At 48.9% G+C, this 20,648-nt stretch carries 23 protein-coding genes, 1 tRNA gene and 1 other annotated feature; of the genes, 4 read left to right on the forward strand and 20 right to left on the reverse strand.

Annotated features, from left to right (window positions below; all coding sequences use genetic code 11):
* Positions 1-130: 130 nt before the first annotated feature.
* The 4 genes from HNQ47_RS01635 (at position 131) to HNQ47_RS01650 (ending at position 3,005) form a co-directional block, all read left to right on the forward strand.
* A tRNA-Lys gene (locus HNQ47_RS01635) sits at positions 131-206 on the forward strand.
* A gap of 356 nt (positions 207-562) precedes the next feature.
* Positions 563-1,741 (forward strand): sn-glycerol-1-phosphate dehydrogenase, encoded by a 1,179-nt coding sequence (locus HNQ47_RS01640; protein ID WP_183326870.1) that lies wholly within the window; start codon positions 563-565, stop codon positions 1,739-1,741.
* 11 nt (positions 1,742-1,752) lie between these two features.
* Positions 1,753-2,547: an HAD-IIA family hydrolase gene (locus HNQ47_RS01645; RefSeq protein WP_183326872.1), complete on the forward strand. Its 795-nt coding sequence runs from the start codon at positions 1,753-1,755 to the stop codon at positions 2,545-2,547.
* 17 nt (positions 2,548-2,564) lie between these two features.
* On the forward strand, positions 2,565-3,005 hold the full coding sequence (locus HNQ47_RS01650) for an RpiB/LacA/LacB family sugar-phosphate isomerase (RefSeq protein WP_183326874.1): 441 nt from the start codon (positions 2,565-2,567) through the stop codon (positions 3,003-3,005).
* Between the two features lie 12 nt (positions 3,006-3,017).
* On the opposite strand, the gene HNQ47_RS01655 is transcribed toward HNQ47_RS01650, so the two are convergent.
* The 20 genes from HNQ47_RS01655 to HNQ47_RS01750 all read right to left on the reverse strand — a co-directional run bounded on the left by HNQ47_RS01655 (position 3,018) and on the right by HNQ47_RS01750 (position 20,571).
* On the reverse strand, positions 3,018-3,836 hold the full coding sequence (locus tag HNQ47_RS01655) for an HAD family hydrolase (RefSeq protein WP_183326876.1): 819 nt from the start codon (positions 3,834-3,836) through the stop codon (positions 3,018-3,020).
* Positions 3,833-4,654: a Cof-type HAD-IIB family hydrolase gene (locus HNQ47_RS01660; protein WP_183326878.1), complete on the reverse strand. Its 822-nt coding sequence runs from the start codon at positions 4,652-4,654 to the stop codon at positions 3,833-3,835. The genes HNQ47_RS01655 and HNQ47_RS01660 overlap by 4 nt, the downstream gene beginning before the upstream one ends.
* Positions 4,642-5,139, reverse strand: coding sequence for a dihydrofolate reductase (locus HNQ47_RS01665; protein ID WP_183326880.1), 498 nt, complete (start codon positions 5,137-5,139; stop codon positions 4,642-4,644). Before HNQ47_RS01665 ends, HNQ47_RS01660 begins: the two co-directional genes overlap by 13 nt.
* A 14-nt stretch (positions 5,140-5,153) precedes the next feature.
* The gene (locus HNQ47_RS01670; protein ID WP_183326882.1) at positions 5,154-5,990 is read right to left on the reverse strand and encodes a Cof-type HAD-IIB family hydrolase; all 837 of its coding nucleotides are present in this window, start codon (positions 5,988-5,990) and stop codon (positions 5,154-5,156) included.
* Between the two features lie 9 nt (positions 5,991-5,999).
* Complete coding sequence (thyA, locus tag HNQ47_RS01675; protein ID WP_183326884.1) at positions 6,000-6,860, reverse strand: thymidylate synthase; 861 nt, start codon at positions 6,858-6,860, stop codon at positions 6,000-6,002.
* A complete protein-coding gene (locus HNQ47_RS01680; RefSeq protein WP_183326886.1) occupies positions 6,844-7,683 on the reverse strand; it encodes a Cof-type HAD-IIB family hydrolase in 840 nt (279 codons plus the stop codon). Before HNQ47_RS01680 ends, thyA begins: the two co-directional genes overlap by 17 nt.
* Positions 7,684-7,742: 59 nt before the next feature.
* On the reverse strand, positions 7,743-9,113 hold the full coding sequence (locus HNQ47_RS01685) for an aminopeptidase (protein WP_183326888.1): 1,371 nt from the start codon (positions 9,111-9,113) through the stop codon (positions 7,743-7,745).
* Positions 9,110-9,880 (reverse strand): glutamate racemase, encoded by a 771-nt coding sequence (gene murI / locus HNQ47_RS01690; RefSeq protein WP_183326889.1) that lies wholly within the window; start codon positions 9,878-9,880, stop codon positions 9,110-9,112. The genes HNQ47_RS01685 and murI overlap by 4 nt, the downstream gene beginning before the upstream one ends.
* A gap of 856 nt (positions 9,881-10,736) precedes the next feature.
* Positions 10,737-11,060 (reverse strand): phosphoribosyl-ATP diphosphatase, encoded by a 324-nt coding sequence (gene hisE / locus HNQ47_RS01695; RefSeq protein WP_183326891.1) that lies wholly within the window; start codon positions 11,058-11,060, stop codon positions 10,737-10,739.
* A gap of 1 nt (position 11,061) precedes the next feature.
* The gene (hisI, locus tag HNQ47_RS01700; RefSeq protein ID WP_183326893.1) at positions 11,062-11,388 is read right to left on the reverse strand and encodes a phosphoribosyl-AMP cyclohydrolase; all 327 of its coding nucleotides are present in this window, start codon (positions 11,386-11,388) and stop codon (positions 11,062-11,064) included.
* On the reverse strand, positions 11,385-12,146 hold the full coding sequence (gene hisF, locus HNQ47_RS01705) for an imidazole glycerol phosphate synthase subunit HisF (protein ID WP_183326895.1): 762 nt from the start codon (positions 12,144-12,146) through the stop codon (positions 11,385-11,387). Before hisF ends, hisI begins: the two co-directional genes overlap by 4 nt.
* Positions 12,147-12,149: 3 nt before the next feature.
* Positions 12,150-12,869: a 1-(5-phosphoribosyl)-5-[(5-phosphoribosylamino)methylideneamino]imidazole-4-carboxamide isomerase gene (gene hisA, locus HNQ47_RS01710; RefSeq protein WP_183326897.1), complete on the reverse strand. Its 720-nt coding sequence runs from the start codon at positions 12,867-12,869 to the stop codon at positions 12,150-12,152.
* Positions 12,866-13,480: an imidazole glycerol phosphate synthase subunit HisH gene (gene hisH / locus HNQ47_RS01715; protein ID WP_183326899.1), complete on the reverse strand. Its 615-nt coding sequence runs from the start codon at positions 13,478-13,480 to the stop codon at positions 12,866-12,868. The genes hisA and hisH overlap by 4 nt, the downstream gene beginning before the upstream one ends.
* Positions 13,477-14,058 (reverse strand): imidazoleglycerol-phosphate dehydratase HisB, encoded by a 582-nt coding sequence (gene hisB / locus HNQ47_RS01720; protein ID WP_183326902.1) that lies wholly within the window; start codon positions 14,056-14,058, stop codon positions 13,477-13,479. The genes hisH and hisB overlap by 4 nt, the downstream gene beginning before the upstream one ends.
* On the reverse strand, positions 14,055-15,086 hold the full coding sequence (locus tag HNQ47_RS01725) for a pyridoxal phosphate-dependent aminotransferase (RefSeq protein WP_183326905.1): 1,032 nt from the start codon (positions 15,084-15,086) through the stop codon (positions 14,055-14,057). The genes hisB and HNQ47_RS01725 overlap by 4 nt, the downstream gene beginning before the upstream one ends.
* Complete coding sequence (gene hisD / locus HNQ47_RS01730; protein ID WP_183326907.1) at positions 15,079-16,365, reverse strand: histidinol dehydrogenase; 1,287 nt, start codon at positions 16,363-16,365, stop codon at positions 15,079-15,081. The genes HNQ47_RS01725 and hisD overlap by 8 nt, the downstream gene beginning before the upstream one ends.
* Positions 16,346-16,993 (reverse strand): ATP phosphoribosyltransferase, encoded by a 648-nt coding sequence (hisG, locus tag HNQ47_RS01735; protein WP_183326909.1) that lies wholly within the window; start codon positions 16,991-16,993, stop codon positions 16,346-16,348. The genes hisD and hisG overlap by 20 nt, the downstream gene beginning before the upstream one ends.
* Entirely contained in the window at positions 16,990-18,108 is a 1,119-nt protein-coding gene (gene hisZ, locus HNQ47_RS01740; RefSeq protein ID WP_183326911.1) for an ATP phosphoribosyltransferase regulatory subunit, read from the reverse strand. The genes hisG and hisZ overlap by 4 nt, the downstream gene beginning before the upstream one ends.
* Positions 18,109-18,143: 35 nt before the next feature.
* Positions 18,144-18,376 (reverse strand) — a binding site (T-box leader).
* Positions 18,377-18,431: 55 nt separating this feature from the next.
* On the reverse strand, positions 18,432-20,000 hold the full coding sequence (locus tag HNQ47_RS01745) for a GNAT family N-acetyltransferase (RefSeq protein ID WP_183326912.1): 1,569 nt from the start codon (positions 19,998-20,000) through the stop codon (positions 18,432-18,434).
* A gap of 13 nt (positions 20,001-20,013) precedes the next feature.
* Entirely contained in the window at positions 20,014-20,571 is a 558-nt protein-coding gene (locus tag HNQ47_RS01750) for a helix-turn-helix domain-containing protein (protein WP_183326914.1), read from the reverse strand.
* Positions 20,572-20,648 lie beyond the last annotated feature (77 nt).

The raw sequence follows: 20,648 nt of genomic DNA on the forward strand, positions 1-20,648 counted from the left end.
TCAATATTGATGGATCGAAACGTCAATTTTTCCAGCAGATCGACCGAATTGTATCGATGGCTTTTTTTCCGCTGTCAAAACAGATTTTCAGTTGCATTCAATTTCAAACCATGATAATATAATCAAGCACGGACCCTTAGCTCAGTTGGCAGAGCAACTGACTCTTAATCAGTGGGTCTAGGGTTCGAATCCCTAAGGGTCCACCATGGGAAATTAAGATGCCGAAAGGCATCTTTTTTTATTCTTGACCCTCATTTTTGATTGAAATCTGCCTTGAACAAATTTTCTGTATCATGCTCTTTCAGAAAATTTGTTCAAATATTTTTTATAAAATCAAACACGAACAGATTTTCTATCTTGCTTGTTTCAGAAATTCTGTTCAATGCATTTTAGAAAACAATTTAAAGAACAATATTTCTTTTCATCCTCCTCATTGAAATTTCGTTCAGCATTTTTTGAGCATTCGTTTATTTATACATTTGTTCAGACTGATCTTCCTTGTCTTTATTTTTTGAATTGATAAGATACAGCTGAAAAGTGAAAGACAAACAAGGAGGATATCATGAACGAAATACTGAACCTGAACATCAATGAAATGGCCCAGACAGAATTTGACTGCTCCTGCGGCCGCCATCACAATTTCGAAATTCACGATCTCGCGGTCGGTCCTGGCGCTATTCAAAAACTGCCGGAATTTGCCGCCCCGTTCAAAGACGGACAGATCCTGATGGTTTACGATAACAACACGTTCAAAGCTGCCGGCAAACAAGCCCGCGACCTGCTGACCGACGCTGGTTTCAACATCAAAGAACTGTACTTTGACCGCGGCAGCGACATTCTTATTCCGGATGAAAGCGTCGTCGGACGCATCCTGCAGGAAATCGAAGCCGATACAAAATTGATCATTGCGGTCGGCGGCGGTTCCCTCAACGATTCCTGTAAATACGTTACCTGCCGGACAAAAATGCCGTATATGATCGTCGGCACGGCACCGTCGATGGACGGCTATGTTTCCGACGGGGCCCCGTTAATGTCCGCCGGACGGAAAATTTCCTATCCCGCTCATCTGGCTTATGCGGTCATCTGTGATACCGATATCATGAAGCTCGCCCCGCAGGAACTGATCCAGGCAGGATTCGGCGATGTCGTCGGCAAGATCACTGCCCTGACAGACTGGGATTTATCCGTCAAAGTGACCGGTGAATACCGTTGTGAAACGACGGTGGAACTGGTACGGCGCGCCCTGAATAAATGCTTCGAAAAATCTGATCAACTGCCGCAGCGCGATGGAGATGCCATCAATGCACTGATCGAGGCCTTGATCCTGACCGGAGTAGCGATGGCTCTGGTCCGCGTTTCCCGCCCGGCTTCCGGTGCAGAACACATGCTTTCGCATTACTGGGAAATGGACTACATTGCCCGCGGTCTGAATCCGATCCATCACGGTACGCAGGTGGGTACCGCCACACCGGTCATCGCCCGCTTTTTCGAAAAACTTTCGGACATTCTGCCGGAAGGCACCGGTCAGCTGTGCCCGCCGCATGAAGAAATTGAAAAACTGCTTCGTGATGCCGGCGCTCCGGTCACTCCAAAGGACATCGGCATTTCCAAAGAGCTGTTTCATGCGAGCCTGATGGAAGGCTACAAAGTCCGCCCGCGTTATTCTGTTCTGAAGTTTGCGATGGACAACGGCCGACTGGAACAAATTGCGGATGAAATCACAACGGAAATCTACGGATAAGAGAGCGCACGATGTTACCAAAAGATAAAGCCTTAGACGATATCAAGCTGTTCGTTCTCGACATGGACGGCACGGTCTATTTAGGCAGCAAGCTGATCAATGGCTCGCTGGATTTTATCCGCCAAGTCGATGCCCTGCCGGACCGGGACTATATTTTCTTTACCAATAATGCCTCCCGCGTGCCGTCCTTCTATGTTCAAAAGCTCGCTAAAATGGGACTGAAAGTCGAAGAAAGCCGGATTGTCACCGCCGGCGACGTGACCGCTGAATTTCTGCAGGAAAATTACCCAGGTGCCCGGATCTACTTAAACGGCACCCCGCTGCTGGAAGAAAACTGGAAAGCTAAAGGCCTGCACCTTGTTGACGAGGATCCAGATGTAGCGGTCCAAAGTTTTGATACGACACTGACTTATGAAAAACTCGATAAGATCTGCCGCTATGTACGAAACGGGGTCCCGTTTATCGCAACGCATATGGATACCAACTGTCCGACCGAAGATGGCTTTATGCCCGACTGCGGCGCGATGTGCAGTCTGATCACCGACTCCACCGGTGTCAAACCGCGCTTCTTAGGAAAGCCATGGAAAGAAACAGTGGAGATGATCACAGCGATCACCGGCTGTCCGCCCGCAAATATGGGCTTTGTGGGAGACCGTCTTTATACCGATGTTGCCACCGGCGTCAACAACGGTGCGAAAGGATTCCTCGTGCTGACCGGCGAAGCCGATATGCAGACGGTGGCCGAATCCGATGTTGAACCAACATGTATTTATGAATCACTGAAAGAAATGAAAGACTATTTATAATAAAAGGAGAGATCAATATGAAAATCGTATTTGGATGTGACCCGAACGCTGCTGAATTTAAAAAACAATTAATGGACTATGCCGAAAAAGAACTCGGCCACGAAGTGACGGATCTTGGTTCCGATGATCCCATTTACGCCAACGTTGCCTTCCGTGTAGCTCAGGCAGTCGTAGATGGAAAATACGACCGCGGGGTGCTGCTGTGCGGAACGGGCATCGGCGTCTCTATTGCCGCAAACAAAGTCAAAGGAGCTTATGCCGCCTGCATACACGATGTATATCAGGCACAGCGCGCCCAGCTTTCCAACAATGCCAATATCATCACCATGGGCTCGCAAGTGATCGGTATCCAGCTGGCCAAAGAAATGCTCAAAGAATATTTGTCTGTTACCTTCAACCCGGAATGTCGTTCAAAACCAAAAGTACAGCGCATCGTGGATTTTGAAAATGAAGCATAAAAAAGCGAATGCTTACGCATCCGCATTCAGGACATGATCGAAAATATAGTGACCGACCGCATCTTCTTCATTGGTCTGCGGCGTCACCACATCGGCGATCCGTTTACAAGCGGCATCGCCGTTTTTCATACAAACGCCAAGACCGGCTGCTTCCAACAGCGCATAATCATTCGATGCATCGCCGAATGCCAGCGTCTCTGTCATCGGAATGCCAAAATGGTCGGCGATCCGCTGCAGGCCCATGCCTTTATTCACATGAACATCCACGAATTCGATCATTCCCGGCTGGGTCTGAAAATGAACGACGCCCGGATCCTGGAATGCATCGGCACAAGCCATCACTTGTGCCATCGCCTCAGGCTGCCGGCAGACAATATTGATCTTGTGGACTCTTTTGCCTTTCATCAATTCATATAAATCAGCCAGATGCTCATGTTCTCCATACCGCAGGGCATCCTTGACCGTTGCCGGGGTAGAATAATTCGAGTAGCGGTCCACACCGATCTTGATATGGAAACAAACCGGCTGTCCTTTGAAGTGGTCCATGATCGCATCGATGGTTTTTTCATCCAGCAGATAGTTCCGGTCCGCTGTTTTGGTTTCTGTGTCATATACCACGCCGCCGTTCATGCCGATCAGAAAACGGATCTCTTTTGTCATGCCCCACTGATCGATCATGTTCAGTGTCGTTTCCAACGGGCGGCCCGATGCGATCCCGAACAGGATCCCCTGATCAACGGCTGCCCGGACGGCCTGATGATTAAAATCAGATACTGTTTTATCGGCCCGCAGAAAGGTGCCATCCAAATCGGTCGCAATCAGCTTGATCATGCACCCGCCTCCAACATATGCGCTTGTACATAACGGGCCAGGCCATCTTCATCATTGGTATAACGTGTTACATCATCGGCTTTTTGTTTCACGGTCTCATAGCCATTGGCCATACAGATGCCGTGTCCGGCCGCTTCGATCATCGCCAGATCATTGGTCGCATCGCCGAATGCCCAAACATTTTCCATCGGAACATGGAAATGTTCTGCCGCATACTGCAGGCCTGTGCCCTTATTGCGCAGTTTGTGTGAGAATTCGTATAAATTGGCTGCCGATGAATACGAGCTGATTCCTTCTACGGGTATTTGTTTCGCAGAACGTTCCATCTCAGTTAAACGTGCGGCATCAAACATCAGCAGGATCTTATCGACCGTATCGTGTTTCCGCAAATATGCATATAGGTCTGTTTCTTCCGGCAATTCGTGATAGATTTCCGAATCTTTCCGCATCGCTTCATCCAAATGTTCCGTATACCGCGTCGCGCCGTCCACGATGCACCGGGCGACCCAATCGACATTCTGATAAAAATCCAGCACAGCTTTTGCTTTATTGCTTTCCAGACGATAACGATTGATCTCTTCCCCGGTTTTCAGATCACAGAACACGCCGCCGTTGCTGCCGAGCAGAAAATCGACCAGCGGTTCCACCTGCCAGCGGCTGATATCCTGCTGCAGCGACCACATGCTCCGGCCGGAAACCAGTCCAATGATCACGCCGTCTGCTTTCAGCATCTGCAGCGCTTCCAACGAAGCCGGCGAAATCGTCTTGGCCGAAGTCAGAAGCGTATTATCCAGATCCATCGCAATTAAACGATCCATTTTTTTCGCTTCCTTTCATAACGCACATGCGCAAATTGAATGCCCTGTTCCTCTGCCGTATATTCCACGGTCCGTCTATATCGATACGCATCAAACTGCGGAAAATACACATCCGCATCAGCTGAAGCATCGATCTCCGTCAGCAGCAATTCATCCGCATACGGAAGCAGCTGCTGATAAATGGAAGCCCCGCCGATCACATAGATTTCTTCATCTTTATTCTTATATGCCTCCACGAACGCATCCACGCTGGAATATAACACGACCTCATCCGGCAGCACCGGATGCGACCGCGAGATCACAATGTGCTTGCGCCGCGGCAGTAAATGCGGCAGGGACTCATATGTCCTGCGCCCCATCACGATCGGATGACCGATCGTGTGCTCCTTAAAATATTTCATATCTTCCCGCAGCCGCCAGATCAAATCGTTGTCTTTTCCCAGTTCCCGATTCGCTCCGACTGCCGCAATCATGATCAATTTCATATCTTTCACCTATTCTATTTATTCACGGCATCGTTTTCGATGATCTGTTTCATCAAAAAACGGCCGACCGCACTGTCTGCATTGGTTTCCGGTGTAATATAGTCCGCTGCCCGTTTTGCCGCTACCGACCCATTCTGCATGCATACGCCCGTGCCCGCGATCTGGATCATTTCCCGATCATTCGGCGCATCGCCGAACACGACAATATGCTTCAGATCCGTACCATAATGACGGGCCAGCTGCCGGATCCCAAAGCCTTTATTGACGGCCGGATCCACGTATTCATAAAAATCATCGGCAGTCGCAAAACCAACGACACGATTATCCCGGAACGCTGCCGCGCGCTTTTCAATGACCGGCATATATGACGGATCAAAATGCAGGACCATCTTATTTACATCCCGATTTTTTAGGAATTCCTCCATGTTTACTTCGATCTCGTATTCACCAAACTCCAGTTGTTTTGCCCGACTTTCCGGAGTCGAAACATTTGTATAACACGTCGGCCCGATGATCACTTGAAAAACCACATCCAGATCTTTGTAGAAATGATAGACCTTCAGACACGCATCGCCGGGGATCAAATAATATTCTTCCTTTTCACGACGGCGGACATCATACAGCACACCGCCGTTCATACCGACAATAAAGCTCACGCTTTTTTCGATGCCCCAGTCGGCGATCATCGGCCGAACTGTATCGATCGGGCGGCCGGACGCGATCCCGAACAGAATTCCTTTTTCTTTCAGCCGGCGGATCGCTTCACGATTGATTTCGGTCACCTGATGATCCGGATCAAGAAAGGTTCCGTCCAGATCAGTGGCCACCAATGTCACTTGATCAAACTTCATAGACACCGCCTACTGCGCCAGCGGGAAACGGATCTTTCCCATGTGCTGGTAATTTTCCAACTTGATGTCCTTCATCGTAAAATCATAGAAATTCGTGATTTCCGGATTCAGCCACAACGTCGGTGCCGGTAAGTCTCCCTGCGTATGGAACCGTTCCAGCTGTTCTTTGATCCCGTCGATCTGATTGATATAAATATGCGCATCTTTGATCGACCAGTACAGCGAGCCGGTCTGCAGACCGGTCACCTGCGCCAGCATCTTCAGTAAGACCGCATACTGCGTCACATTGAACGGCAGACCTAACGGTACATCACAGCTGCGCTGATGGACCCAGGCATTTAGTTTGCCGTCCGTGATATCCCATTCGCTGCTCCAGACACAACTTGGCAGAACGGCCGTATCCAGATAGTCATCCTGCCACAGCGACATGACCCGGCGTCGGTCTCCCGGTGTGTTCTTCAGGCTGTCGATCAATCGGTCGATCAAGCCGAATTTACGGACGATATAGCCATACGCCGTACCGATCGTATGCGCATAGCTCGGATCAAAGTGCTTCAGCACGGCACCGGTCTTTTCATCCTTCCAGTCGCCGTTTTCATCAATTTCCCACAAATCCCAGATATGCACGTTTCGTTCCTGCAGCCAGCGCACATCGTTGGACTGCGCCTGATAGATCCATAACATCTCTGTGACCGCCTGACGGATAAACAGTTGTTTGGTCGTCAGGATCGGAAATTCCTTGCCGACATCCAGATGAAAATACGCCGCCGGCAGTTTGATCGTATCAATTCCGGTCCGGTTGGAGACCTGGACACCGTGATCTAAAATATTCTCACATAATTCACAATAAATCTTATCCCATGTTGACATACGCATTCTCCATAATATGTTTCATGATAAAACGGCCGACCGCACTGTCGTCATTGGTCTCTGGTGTGATATAATCCGCGACCCGTTTGGATTCTTCCGAGCCATTTTTCATACAGACACCGGTGCCCGCGATCTCGATCATTTCCCGATCGTTCGGGGCATCGCCGAACACCACGATGTTGCTTAGATCCGTGCCATAGTGCTTCGCCAATTTCCGGATCCCGAATCCTTTATTGATCGCCGGATCCACATATTCAAATAAATCATCGGCAGTGGCAAAGCCGACCACACGGTGATCGCGGAATTTAGCCGCCCGTTCTTTGATCACTGGCATATAATCTGCATTAAAATGCAGGATCATTTTATTCACATCGCGATTTTTCAGAAATTCTTCCAGATCCACTTCGATCTCGTATTCACCGAAAATGCGCGAACGTGCCCGGTTTTTTTCGGTCGAATGATTCGTGTAGCACGTCGGTCCGACCGTGATCTGGAACGTGATATCCAGGTCTTTGAAAAAATGATACACTTTCAGGCAGGCTGCCCCCGGAATCAAATGATATTCTTCTTTCTCACGGCGGCGGACATCGTATAAAACGCCGCCGTTCATGCCGACAATAAAACTCACGCTTTTTTCAATTTGCCAATCGGCGATCATCGGCCGGATCGTATCGATCGGCCGGCCGGACGCAATGCCGAATAAAATCCCTTTTTCTTTCAGACGATGGATCGCTTCCCGATTCAGATCCGTTACCTTCTTTTCCGAATTTAAAAATGTTCCGTCTAAATCAGTCGCAACCAGTGTGATCTGTTTCTTTTCCATATTCCTATACCTCGCTGCTTCCCTTATCTTATCAAAAAAAAGGAATCGCTGCACGATTCCTACTTCATATACTTCAAGAAAGCCGCATAACCATTGCGTGCTTCATAAATATCTGCCTTGCTGGCGAGCTCATGCGGAGCATGCATATTATGCAGCGGCACGCCGCAGTCGATCACCTGCATGCCGTAATTGGCCAGGATATACGCAATGGTACCGCCGCCGCCATGGTCGACCTTGCCCAATTCGCCGGTCTGCCATTTGACTTGGCCCTGTTCCATGACCGCACGCAGTTTGGCGATATATTCGGCGTTCGCATCGTTGCAGCCGCTCTTGCCGCGGGCACCGGTATATTTGTTTAAAACGATGCCGCCGCCAAAACGCGGCTGGTTGTTCGGACTGGAAATATCCGGATAATTTGGATCATGGGCGGCACAGACATCGCTGGAAAGCATGGTTGAATGGATCAAAGCACGCTTCAGCCGCAGTTCATCATAGACACCGCAGGCATTCATCACTTCAGCCACGACGTTTTCAAAAAACTTGGACTGCATGCCCGTTGCGCCCTGACTGCCCACTTCTTCTTTATCGACGAGCAGGCACACCGCCGTGCGGTCAACCGTTTCGGTTTCCAAAAACGCCCGCAGCGACGTATACGCACAAATGCGGTCATCATGACCATAGCCTAAAACCATAGAGCGGTCTAAGCCGCATGACCGGGCGCAGCCGGCCGGTACGGCTTCCAGTTCTGCCGAAATAAAATCCTCTTCTTCGATCCCATAGTTCGTTTTTAAGATCTGCAGGATATTTGCCTTGACCGCCTGTTCTGATTCACCTTGCAGCGGCATCGAACCAAACGTAACATTCAGATTTTCCCCTTCGATCACTTCGGTCGCTTTTCTCTGCATTTGTTCCGCACCAAAGTGGATCAATAAATCACTGATCACAAAGACCGGATCATCTTCCTGATCGCCGATCGCGATATCGACGACCGAGCCGTCTTTTTTACATACGACCCCATAGATTGCCAGCGGGATCGTGACCCACTGATATTTTTTGATCCCGCCATAATAATGTGTATCCAATAAAGCCAGATCATCTTCTTCATACAGCGGATGCTGCTTCAGATCCAGCCGCGGACTGTCAATATGGGCACCTAAAATATTCATGCCCGATTCGATCGGATCCGTGCCAATGTTCACCAGCACAACGGATTTATTCATCTGACAGGCATAAACCTTATCGCCGGCAGACAGTGTCTCATGATTCTGGATCACATCTGCTAAATTGCGGTAACCGGCCTGTTCTGCCTGTTCAATGGCCATCTTCGCGCAGCGCCGTTCCGTCTTGCCTGCAGAAATGAAAGCCATATAATCTTCTGCCAGCGACTCGATTTCCTTTCGCTGTTCTTCGTTATAATTCCAAGTTTTCATTTCGATTCCTCCAATCTTTCAAACAAGGATCGGCATAATGCTTCCTTGCCGGCTAATGTATCCTTCCATTCGATCTGTCCGGTCCCGGATAAATTGAGAAGGTTTTTCTGCGCCAGCAGATCCTTGACGTGTAAGACCGTCCCCTCATTGCCGTCGATCAAACGAACCCGGCTGCCCAAAATTTTCGTCAGCGCCTGCCGATAGAATACATAATGTGTACAGCCCAGGACGATGCTGTCGACATCCGGATGATAAGCAATATGCGCCCGCAGCGCCGTGTCGATTTCGTCTTTTTGATCCAGACGGTCCTGTTCCACCAACTGCACCAAGTCCGGACATGGCTCTTTGTAGATCGTATGTTCATTTTCAAAACGCTGCATCAAATCCGCAAACTTTTTTTCTTTCAAGGTAAAGTTCGTCGCCCATACGGCTATTTTCTGATGGGGGCCGGCTTCACATGCCGGTTTCAGTGCCGGCTCCATCCCGATGATATCGATATCATAACGTTCCCGCAGCAGCGGTACGCACGCGCTGGTCGCCGTATTGCAGGCAATGACAATGGCTTTCACACCGCGCTGGATCAAAGCATCGCAGATCGATATACAGCGAGCTGTGATCTCCGCCTTGGTCTTGGTTCCGTATGGATTATATTTTGAATCGCCGACAAACAGAATGTCTTCGTGCGGCAGCAGACGATGCAGCGTATGAACAACGGTCACACCGCCCATACCGGAATCAAAGACACCGATCGGATCCTTTGTCTGCATTCCGATTCCTCCTTATAAAGCACATATATCATACCACAAAATACATTTTGCTTACGTCTGAGCATAATAAAAGAACCGGCCTTTTATTGACCGGCTCTTTATGTTATTTCCATGTCTCTGTTTTTTCTTTTTGTAAATGCGATTTGTTTTTATTGTCCGCTTTTCTTCAGACTCTTTTTCTTACTCTCTTACGGATCTTGTACCATCGCTTCGACCTACCGTCGATTTTTTTCTGCACATCCGATCAGGCTTCCTTTTTTATTTACGATTTATCACGCTCGCCTGATTTCTCACCCTGATTTTTATACTTCGATCTCCTCTACTCTTAATCAGGATGTACCCTTTTTTTTCTGATCCTTCGGTTTTTTCGAAATCCCTATCAGGAACATGCCTGTTCTTAATTTGAGTTCCTTCATCACTTCGATATCTTGCCTTGGATCTTTCTTTTTTTATCACCCTGACCTTCATTTTCGGAATATCTCAATTCGTACCTTCTTTCCGTCAGGATGTTTCCATTTTTTAGAAATCAACCGGTTTTTTCGAATCACCTATCAAGAACATTCCTTTTTATTATTCTGAGTTCTTTCATTTCATCGATATCTTGCCTTCGATTTCGTTTTCTGTCACCCTGATCTCAATTTTGGGAATATCTCAATTCTTACTTTCTCTCATCAGGATGTTTCCATTTTTTTGATGTGCCCAGAGAACCATGGATCTCACAGAGATTTTTTTACCTCTCTGTTATAACCATCTTTCTTTGTTCATCTTCATCTTAGCATAAAAAATCCGGCCTGCAAGCCGGATGGAAAAGTCTGTTAATTTTTCGGAAAACTATGAAAATTTTCTGTAAATTTTTTTAATATCTGGTGATTGGTTTTCGTTCTGGTTTTAAATTGTGCGTCTTAGCATTCCGCTGCGCGACCACTTTATTGACATCCTCCAGCGTGATGCCTTTTTCCGCCATCAGCACCAGGACATGATATAACAAGTCATTGATCTCATTGACCTGATCTGCTTTTGTCTGATGCAAAGCGGCGATGATCACCTCTGTGCATTCTTCTCCGACTTTTTTCAATATCTTCTCTTCGCCTTTTTCAAAAAGATACGTCGTGTAGCTTCCTTCTTCCGGATTGGCTTTGCGGTCCAAAATTGTCTGATACATTTCTTCCAATTCGTTCATCTTATATTTCCTTTCCGTCGAGATCCCGATAAAAACAGCTGTAATGGCCCGTATGGCACGCCGCTCCGTCCTGGATCACTTCCAGCAGGATCGTATCTGCGTCGCAGTCAACGTAAATATTCTGTACGTGCTGATAATGGCCGCTGGTTTCTCCTTTTGTCCACAGTTCCTGCCGGCTGCGCGACCAATAGGTCGCCAGACCGGTATCCAATGTCTTCTGCAGACTGGCCTCATTCATATATCCTAACATCAATACTTGTCCGGATTTCACATCTTGTACGATGCACGGCACCAAACCGCCGCCTTTTTCAAAATCGATCTTGATCATATGCGTACCGGAATTCCTTTCTGATCCAAATACTGTTTCACATCCTGCACCGTCAGTTCCCCATAGTGAAACAGACTGGCAGCTAAAGCTGCATCGGCTGCTTCCTGGGCAAAAACATCGTAGAAATGTTCAAGCTTTCCGCAGCCGCCGCTGGCAATCACCGGCACATTCACCCGATCACGGACCGCTTTGCAGAAGGTAAGATCATAGCCGTCTTTGGTCCCGTCGGTATCCATGCTTGTCAGCAGGATCTCTCCGGCGCCTAACGCAACGCCGCGGTCGATCCATTCCAACGCGTCCATTCCGGTATCGATGCGGCCGCCGTTGATGACGACATTCCAGCCGGAACCATCCGGACGCATCCGGCCGTCGACCGCCAGTACGATACATTGGTCACCGAAGATCCGTGCTCCTTCTCGGATCAGTTCGGGATCGCGGACCGCTGCACTGTTTAAACTGATCTTATCCGCACCGGCCCGTAAGATCCGCCGGATATCCTCGATGGTCCGGATGCCGCCGCCGACCGTAAACGGAATAAAGATCTGCTGCGCAACTTGTTCTACCACACGCACCATCGTATCCCGATGTTCATGCGTGGCGGTAATATCCAAAAAGACCAGTTCATCGGCCCCTTGTTCATAGTACATGCGGGCCAGCTCCACCGGATCGCCGACTTCTTTCAGCCCGACAAAGTTGATCCCTTTGACGACTTTCCCGTCTTTGACATCCAGGCAGGGAATGATTCTTTTTGTCAACATAGTTTATCCCTCCTTGCATAAAGCAATGGCTTCATTCAGATCCAGCGTATGCGCATAAATCGATTTACCGACGATGGCACCGTAGATATTCAATTCTTTCAATGCGCGAATATGGGAAAGGTCCCGGATGCCGCCGCTGGCCGTGATCTGGATCGAAACGGCCTCTTTCAGCTGCTTCAGCATATCTAAATTCGGTCCCTGCAGCGTACCGTCAGTTTGGATATCCGTAAAAATGATCGTCTGCACACCGAGGCTTTCCATCTTTTTCGCAAAATCCAGATAATACAGCTGACTGTCTTCCAGCCAGCCGGAGCCCTGCACATAGCCATTCTTGCAGTCCAGACCGACTGCGATCTTTTCGCCATAACGGTTCACCGCGCTTTTGACCAGTTCTTCATCGTGCATGGCCGCCGTTCCCAGGATCACACGGGAGACGCCTCGTTCCAAATAAAACGAAATATCATCCATGGTCCGGATCCCGCCGCCGACTTCGACCGGCACGCGTACCGACTGGGCCGTTTTGCAGATCAAGGCTGCATTTTCTTTCTTGCCTGTCTTGGCGCCGTCCAGATCGACCATGTGAATATAATCGGCATGCGCCTGTTCAAACATTTTTGCGATCTCGGCGACGCTTTCGCCGACGATTTCCTTCTTCCCGTAGTCCCCCTGATACAGCCGTACAGGTTTTTGGTCAATAATATCAATTGCCGGTAATACGATCATCCGAATTCCTCCACGTAATATTGTAAAATTTTCAAACCATCCGGTCCGCTTTTTTCCGGATGAAACTGGCAGCCAAGCACATGATCGGCTGCGACCATTCCGGGCACTTTCAGCGGCCCGTATTCACAATAGCCCCACAATTGGGCGGGATCATACTCCTGTGCATAGTACGAATGCACGAAATAAACATAAGGATCGTGACCAAGCTGTTGATGGATCGGATTGGGCTCGGCTTGTTTTAATTGATTCCAGCCGATATGCGGAATGCGCAGATGCTCCGCTTCCATCTTCACGATCCGGCCTTTTAAGAAGCCGAACCCCTCGGTATAGCCATTTTCTTCTCCGGATTCAAACATCACCTGCATGCCCAGACAGATCCCGAGCAGCGGTTTTTTATCTTCATTGACCATCTTCTTGATTGGTTCATACAAGCCAGCCTCGTGGATGTTTTTCATACAGTCTTTGAATGCACCGACCCCTGGCAGGATCAGCTTTTCGCAGACAGCCAGCTGCGCCGGATCACCGGTGATGACACAATCATGTCCAAGGGCACGGAGCGCGTTTTCCACGCTGCGCAGATTGCCCATGCCGTAATCGATGACCCCGATCATACCAGCACTCCTTTGGAGGACGACACGGTATCGCCGGTGACTTTTACTGCCTGTTTCATCGCATGGCCAAGCGCTTTGAAGATGGCTTCGATCTTATGATGATCGTTGGTGCCGTAATAGACATTGACATGCAGAGTAATGCCGGCAGCAACCGCAAACGCACGCAGGAATTCTTCCGTCATTTCACATGAGAATGTCCCGACCGTATCCCGGGTCAGATCACAATGATAGACCAGATACGGCCGGCCGCTGATATCCAGCGTCACGTTGGCCAATGTTTCGTCCATCGGGCAGTTGAATGAGCCATAGCGCTCGATACCGATTTTATTTCCCAGCGCCTTGCGGACGGCTTCGCCTAAAACAATGCCGCAGTCTTCGACGGTGTGATGGTCATCCACATTCAAATCGCCGTGGGCGACCATTTTTAAATCAATTTTAGAATGAAAGGAAAACAACGTCAGCATGTGATCAAAAAACCCGATACCGGTATCGACAACGGCATCGCCTCTGCCGTCCAGATTCACTTCACATTTGATCCGAGTTTCTTTGGTGTTACGTTCTACATCTGCTTTTCTCATTTTCCGAACCTTCTTTCATATTCCTCCAGTACATGAAGGACCATTTGATTCTCTGCCGAACTGCCGATCGACAGCCGGAAAGCCGGACTGTCATAATTCCGGATCACGATACCGGCCTGTTCAAACAAAGCCAGCAGTTCCGGTTTATGGTCACAGCGGCCGTAAATAAAGTTGGCAGCGCTGGGATAGAAACGGAACGACTGGAAGTCTTTGATCGCATCGTACATCTGATCACGTTCCGCTTTCGTTTCGGCAATTTTTCCCTCAAAACGCTCAGCGTGATTCAAAACAATTGTACCGATCTTGCGGCTGACAGAATTTAATGCATATGGCACAAAACTGCTGCGCAGTTCCGGGATCTTCTTTTTCGATGTCACCAGGAAGCCCAGCCGGCAAGCCGCCAGCTGATAGGCTTTGGATAACGTGCGGGTGACAAATAAATTCTCAAAGTTCTCGACTTCATGAAGCATCGAATGTGAACTGAATTCCATATAAGCTTCATCCACGATGACCGGGATCGGCGCAAATCCTTCAACGATCTTCTTGACTTCATCGACCTTTAAAACATGCCCGGTCGGATTGTTCGGATTACTGAAAACCACCAGATCCACGGGGCGTTGTTTGCCGGTTTGAATGAAATCATCAATATCAAAGGAACCGTCCTCATTGATTTCATATTTGAAAACATCCGCTTCATAAGTGCTCGCATAATAATCGAACATCGAAAAATCTAAACTGTAGGTATAAAGCGTCTTGCCTTTTCCCAGATAACGCCCGATCAAAAACCCGAGCATCTGATCGGAACCATTGCCGGCCATGACTTGATCAGCATCGATGCCTTTGGCTTTGGCATATGCTGCCTCCAGTTCATGCTCCGTTTCCGACGGATAACGGTTAAACGCGATCGTCGGCATAGCTTCCTGAATTTCTGCGATGATATCGTCATCCAGATTTTCAGATGATTCGTTGGCATTCAGCAGGATACCTTCCTGTTTTGCGGCAGTATAACTTTGGATCTTCTTACTCATTTTCCATCCTCACTTTCACGGCATTCGCATGTGCATCCAGATGTTCTTCCTTGGCCATCGTCATGATCTGCGGGCCGTAGGCCTGCAGCGCTTCTTCCGTATAATGCAGGAAACAGGACGTTTTGATAAAGCTGTCCACGCCTAACGCACTGGAAAAACGGGCCGTACCGCTGGTCGGCAGAACGTGGTTCGTGCCGCCGAAATAATCCCCGATGCTTTCACAAGTATAATATCCCATAAAGACACTGCCCGCATGACGGACCTGACCCAGATATTTCATCGGATCTTCGATCATCAGTTCCAAGTGCTCTGGTGCAATTTCATTTGCGAAATGGATGCATTCTTCGATGGAATCGCAGACGATGGCCTTGCCGTAATTGGCCAGACTTTGTTCCACGATTTCCCGCTTCGGCAGCTTGACCGATTGTTTCTTTAATTCATCATTGACCGCATCAAGCACCGTGCGCGACGTCGTCAGCAGGATCGCGCTGGCCATCGGGTCATGTTCCGCCTGGCTGAGCAGATCGGCTGCCGCATGACGTGGATTGGCCTTTTCGTCAGCCACGACGAGGATCTCGCTCGGGCCGGCGATCATGTCAATGTCCACCTTGCCGTAAACGAGCTTCTTGGCCGCTGCTACAAAAATATTGCCCGGTCCGACGATTTTATCCACCGCCGGGATCTGCTGCGTGCCATAGGCCAGCGCAGCAATGGCCTGAGCGCCGCCGATCTTATAGATTTCGGTCACACCGGCAAGCTGCGCGGCAAAAGCAATGTTTGGATGAATCGAACCATTCTCGTCCGGCGGCGTCACCATGACGATGCGCTTTACGCCGGCGACATGCGCCGGGATCGCGTTCATCAGCACGCTGCTTGGATATTGAGCGCGTCCGCCCGGCACATAGATGCCCACACTGTCTAACGGCAGCACCCGCTGTCCGAGATAAATGCCTTTTTCTTTCTGCAGAATATAGGACTGACGCACCTGCGCCCGGTGGAAATATTCGATATTTTTCTTTGCCTGACGCATCGCGTCACAGAAAGCCGGGTCACATTGTTGGATGGCCGCATCCAGTTCTTCCGGCGAAACTTTGAATGTCTCGATGTCCTGGTGATCAAACTGCTTTGTGTATTTTTTACAAGCTTCGTCTTGATTCGTTCGGACATCGTTTAAAATTTCTGTCACTTTTAATAAGATATCGGCCGAAATTTCCTGGGCCCGGCTCTGCAGGTAATCCGCCAGTACAGCGGGATTGTCTTTACTGATTTCCTTCAGCATGTTTCTTCACGATCCTTTCCAAATCTTCAATGATCGTCATCACTTCATCGCGTTTCATCTTGAAGCTGGCCTTGTTTACGATGACGCGGACGCTGATCGGACAGACATCGTCGAGCACGACCAGTCCGTTTTCTTTCAATGTCGTACCGGTCTCCATGATATCGACAATGCCGTCGCATAAACCGAGGATCGGCGAAAGTTCGACCGAACCGTCGATCTTGATGATCTCCACATCCATGCCTTTTTGATTGAAATAGGCACGGGCCACATTCGGATATTTGGTGCCGATCTTAATATGACCGACTTTATTCAATAGATCAATTTCCGGCAGGCTGGCTAAAATAAATTTACATTTGCCGATATTCAGATCCAGCATTTCATAATAATCTTTGCCGCCTTCCAATAATGTATCCTTGCCGACGACGCCCAGATCAGCGACGCCATGTTCGACATACGTGATGCAGTCATTGGATTTGACCAGAAAATAACGGATATCTTTCTTGGTATCGGGGAAAACCAATGCCCGGCCTTTGTCTTTCAGCTTTTCGATGCCGTAGCCGCTTTCCTCCAACATCGCTACCGTTTGTTTTTCCAGACGGCCCTTGGTCAATGCGATCGATATACTCATTTGGATACCTCCACGTCGCCGTTTTCCCGGACGACCATCTTCACCGGCTGCTTTTTCCGCAGTTCCCGGGCCAATTTCAGCGCTTCCACTTGTTTGGACAGCGGATAATACAACGTTACGGTTGGTTCCGGTTCCGGCGTCATGACTTCCGTCAGATAGTCCAGCTTGACGCCGAACCCGCAGGCCGGCAGATCCCGGCCGAATTTATTCAGCAGCTGATCATAGCGGCCGCCGCTCAATACACTATGACCGACGCCCGGCACGAATCCTTCAAATATGATACCGGTATAATAATCCAGATGCGGCACCTTGCCTAGATCAAACGTCACATGATCGGCATAACCCAGTTCTTTCAGTGCATCGTAGATATGAAGCAGAGAGTCCACTTCCTGACGTAATTCATCGTTAAAACAATAGGCCAGCGCCTTGTTCAAGACATCCGGCTGTCCGCCTAACATCGGCAGTTCGATAAAGAAGGTCGAGGCCTGATCTGAAATCTGCAGTCCAGCAACATAATCTTGCAGTTCGACCATGCTTTTGCGGTCGATCAGATCCGCCAGGGTCTTGGTCTGTACATTATTCAGATTCAAAGCCCGGCACGCTTGTTTGAAAAAGTCGCTGTTGCCAATTTCCAGCTGATAATCTTCGAGCCCGAAGGCTGCCATCGTATCCAGCGCACAGCACAGCACCTCGATATCGTGCTGGGAATCCAGACCGATCAGTTCGACACCGCAGTCACTGACTTCGCTGCGCTTGCCGGCAAAAGCCTGACGCATTTTATAAACGCTGGAACAATAGCGCAGACGGTACGGCGGGTCGATCTTGGAAAATTTCGAAGCACAGACCCGGGCGATCGGCACGGTCATATCCATCCGCATCGCGAGGATCTTGCCGTCCTGATCGATTACTTTGACCATCTCACGATCATCAAAGTCACCTTGCGCATCGGCGAATGCATTTTCATACGTTTGATAAAATTCTAATGTCGGGGTTTCGATTTCCCGATATCCATAGGATCGGAATACTTGTTCGATACGGTCCTGCAGTTGTTTTTTGGCCGTGCACTCATCCAGCAGGATGTCGCGCATGCCGAAGGGAATGCGAATCTGATTCATATGACCTCCTTGTTTCTGATACAAAAAAAGCGCCCCATAAGGACGCTGCTGCAACGTGGTTCCACCTTATTTCGCCATTTACTCACATAAATGACCTCGTCGAGTGCTATCACACTCCAGTCCGATAACGGGGACTTCCGATATACACTACTTGGTTTCGCATATATGACTCCGGGAGGTGTTCTTCAAGTTTCGCTCTTCTTTTCCACCGGCCAAGAAGTCTCTCTAAAACTACCACTTAAATACTATGTCCCATCATTGTCCTTGATTAGTTATAAATATATAGGGAACAAGGCAAATTGTCAAGACAGCCTGAAAAGTTCTTACATGTTTTCATTTGTTTCAGAACCGATCTTTTTATCAAAAGCGATCTTCTCACTATGATCGAACCAAATCGTACCGCAGTATTGAAAACCGTTCTGCGAAAGAATATGTTTCATTTTTTGATTGTCCGCATCGGTATCCACCCGGAAAGAATAAATTCCTTTGGATGCGCTCAATTCTTCGATCAGTTGAAAGACTTTGTGACTGAAGCCGTGCCCGCGGGTCTGGTCGGAAAATGCCATCCGGTGTACCACGACATACGGCAGATCGGTATGCCAGGAACCATTTAAATGTTCATACGCCGGTTCGCCGTTGAAATCGATACAGAGATAGCCGATCTTTTGATCGCCGACTTGCGCAAAATACCCTTTCTTGCTGCGCAGATCCTCCAGAATGCACGCTTCATCAGGATAACCTGTCTGCCATTGATCGACGCCGCAGTCATGCAGATATCTTTTTGCGGCATTGATCATGTCCATGGCGGCCGAAAGATCTTTTTCTTCTCCCTGCACCAGTTTCATGCTTGTCTGCTTCAGACAGCGGGAAACCGCTTGTCTTAATTCCTCAATACCTTCCTGGGTCGTAGCCCAGCTGGACGCAAACCGCACGACTGTGTGATCTTCGTCGTAGTCTTCCCAATAACCAAATTCGACCCAGCGGCTGAGCTCTTTCATGACGTTGTTTTCCAAGATGATAAACTGCTGATTGGTCGGCGAATCAATATAAAATTGGCATCCGGCTGCTTCGAAGATTTGTCGGATCTGTTTAGCTGCTTCGATCGCATGCCGGCTGATCCGCAGATAGAGATCATCCGTAAATAAAGCCAAAAATTGAACACCGACCAAGCGGCCTTTGGCAAAAAGTGCACCGTGCTGCTTGATCTGCGTCAAAAAATGCGTTGGTTCTTTGCCGCCGGGAAAAACAATGGCTTCACCGTTCAAAGCACCGACCTTCGTGCCGCCGATATAAAAGACATCGCAAAGTTCATCGATCAACGGCAAGGTCACATCGGTATCATCGGCAGCCAGTCCGTATCCCAAACGGGCCCCGTCCAGAAACAGTTTCAAATGATGGGCGTGACAGACCTTGGCAAGCTGACGAAGCTCATCGGCAGAATACAATGTTCCATATTCAGTCGGATGCGAAATATACACCATACCTGGAAAAACCATGTGTTCATGATTGTCGTCCTGGTAAAAGCGCTGTACGTAAGCATCCACATCTGAAGCTGACAGTTTCCCGTTGGTTTCCGGCAGGGCCAGCACTTTGTGCCCGGTGCATTCAATGGCGCCGGCTTCGTGGACATTGATATGACCGGTTTGCGCGGCGATGACCCCTTCGTACGGCGCTAACATCGTATCGATGACCAGTTGATTGGTCTGGGTGCCGCCATTCACAAAATACACCGATGCCTGTTCATCCTGGCAGGCGCTGCGGATCGCATCGGCTGCCTGTTTCGTAAATCGATCCGCCCCATAACCCGGTGCCTGTTCCATATTCGTTTCACAAAGTGCCTTCAGCACGTCTTCATGACAGCCTTCCAAATAATCACACGCAAATGAATACATATTATCCTCCTTCTCACAGCGGCCGATAATACAAGATCATCGACAGCCAAACCGTTTCTGTGCCCGTATTGCGGTAAGCATGCGGTACATCCGCTAAAAAGTGCACAGAATCTCCTTCGTTTAAATCAAATATTTCTTCCCCGGCGGTAATGTTTACCTGGCCGGAAAAAACGGTAATAAATTCTTCGGTGCCGGGCATATGGGGCTTGGCTTCCAAGCTGCCGCCGGCATCGATTCGAATGCGGTATGTTTCAAACAGGCGCTTTTCATCAAACGGAAACGCCGGATAATTGATGTAGCGGCCGTCACCTTCGGTCAGCGGCATTACGTCCGCTGCCCGGATGACCTGGTTCTCCTGTTTTTGGTTTTCGATCAAGGAAGTAAATTTTACTTTATACCCATTGGCGATCTTCCAAAGTACGGAAATGGTCGGATTGGCGTCGCCTTTTTCAATGGCTGAAAGCATGCTCCGGGATACACCGGTCCGGCGGGAAGCCTCTTCTAAGGTCATCTGCTTTTTCCTGCGGATCTCCTTCAGATTTTCAGATACGTTTTCCTGAACATTCATCATCGGTCTCCTTTTTCTTATATATTGGATTTATATTCATTTTATTGTCATTCACAGTTCCTGTCAACAAAAAAAAGGAA

This window comes from Catenisphaera adipataccumulans, assembly GCF_014202755.1.
In the GTDB taxonomy this organism is placed as follows: Bacteria; Bacillota_I; Bacilli_A; order Erysipelotrichales; family Erysipelotrichaceae; genus Catenisphaera; species Catenisphaera adipataccumulans.

What these genes read in the sequence shown, in the direction of transcription:
- HNQ47_RS01660 (WP_183326878.1), bottom strand. Translation starts at nt 4,654, where the DNA reads ATGGATCGTTTAATTGCGATGGATCTGGATAATACGCTTCTGACTTCG.
- hisI (WP_183326893.1), bottom strand. Translation starts at nt 11,388, where the DNA reads ATGATCAAGATCGATTTTGAAAAAGGCGGCGGTTTGGTGCCGTGCATC.
- hisE (WP_183326891.1), bottom strand. Translation starts at nt 11,060, where the DNA reads ATGAACGAATTGGAAGAAATGTATCAGACAATTTTGGACCGCAAAGCC.
- hisA (WP_183326897.1), bottom strand. Translation starts at nt 12,869, where the DNA reads ATGATCGTATTACCGGCAATTGATATTATTGACCAAAAACCTGTACGG.
- hisF (WP_183326895.1), bottom strand. Translation starts at nt 12,146, where the DNA reads ATGTTGACAAAAAGAATCATTCCCTGCCTGGATGTCAAAGACGGGAAA.
- HNQ47_RS01665 (WP_183326880.1), bottom strand. Translation starts at nt 5,139, where the DNA reads ATGAAATTGATCATGATTGCGGCAGTCGGAGCGAATCGGGAACTGGGA.
- HNQ47_RS01750 (WP_183326914.1), bottom strand. Translation starts at nt 20,571, where the DNA reads ATGATGAATGTTCAGGAAAACGTATCTGAAAATCTGAAGGAGATCCGC.
- HNQ47_RS01645 (WP_183326872.1), top strand. Translation starts at nt 1,753, where the DNA reads ATGTTACCAAAAGATAAAGCCTTAGACGATATCAAGCTGTTCGTTCTC.
- hisH (WP_183326899.1), bottom strand. Translation starts at nt 13,480, where the DNA reads ATGATCGGGGTCATCGATTACGGCATGGGCAATCTGCGCAGCGTGGAA.
- hisG (WP_183326909.1), bottom strand. Translation starts at nt 16,993, where the DNA reads ATGAGTATATCGATCGCATTGACCAAGGGCCGTCTGGAAAAACAAACG.
- HNQ47_RS01655 (WP_183326876.1), bottom strand. Translation starts at nt 3,836, where the DNA reads ATGATCAAGCTGATTGCGACCGATTTGGATGGCACCTTTCTGCGGGCC.
- HNQ47_RS01640 (WP_183326870.1), top strand. Translation starts at nt 563, where the DNA reads ATGAACGAAATACTGAACCTGAACATCAATGAAATGGCCCAGACAGAA.
- hisB (WP_183326902.1), bottom strand. Translation starts at nt 14,058, where the DNA reads ATGAGAAAAGCAGATGTAGAACGTAACACCAAAGAAACTCGGATCAAA.
- murI (WP_183326889.1), bottom strand. Translation starts at nt 9,880, where the DNA reads ATGCAGACAAAGGATCCGATCGGTGTCTTTGATTCCGGTATGGGCGGT.
- HNQ47_RS01725 (WP_183326905.1), bottom strand. Translation starts at nt 15,086, where the DNA reads ATGAGTAAGAAGATCCAAAGTTATACTGCCGCAAAACAGGAAGGTATC.
- thyA (WP_183326884.1), bottom strand. Translation starts at nt 6,860, where the DNA reads ATGTCAACATGGGATAAGATTTATTGTGAATTATGTGAGAATATTTTA.
- hisD (WP_183326907.1), bottom strand. Translation starts at nt 16,365, where the DNA reads ATGCTGAAGGAAATCAGTAAAGACAATCCCGCTGTACTGGCGGATTAC.
- HNQ47_RS01670 (WP_183326882.1), bottom strand. Translation starts at nt 5,990, where the DNA reads ATGAAGTTTGATCAAGTGACATTGGTGGCCACTGATCTGGACGGAACC.
- HNQ47_RS01745 (WP_183326912.1), bottom strand. Translation starts at nt 20,000, where the DNA reads ATGTATTCATTTGCGTGTGATTATTTGGAAGGCTGTCATGAAGACGTG.
- HNQ47_RS01685 (WP_183326888.1), bottom strand. Translation starts at nt 9,113, where the DNA reads ATGAAAACTTGGAATTATAACGAAGAACAGCGAAAGGAAATCGAGTCG.
- HNQ47_RS01650 (WP_183326874.1), top strand. Translation starts at nt 2,565, where the DNA reads ATGAAAATCGTATTTGGATGTGACCCGAACGCTGCTGAATTTAAAAAA.
- hisZ (WP_183326911.1), bottom strand. Translation starts at nt 18,108, where the DNA reads ATGAATCAGATTCGCATTCCCTTCGGCATGCGCGACATCCTGCTGGAT.
- HNQ47_RS01680 (WP_183326886.1), bottom strand. Translation starts at nt 7,683, where the DNA reads ATGGAAAAGAAACAGATCACACTGGTTGCGACTGATTTAGACGGAACA.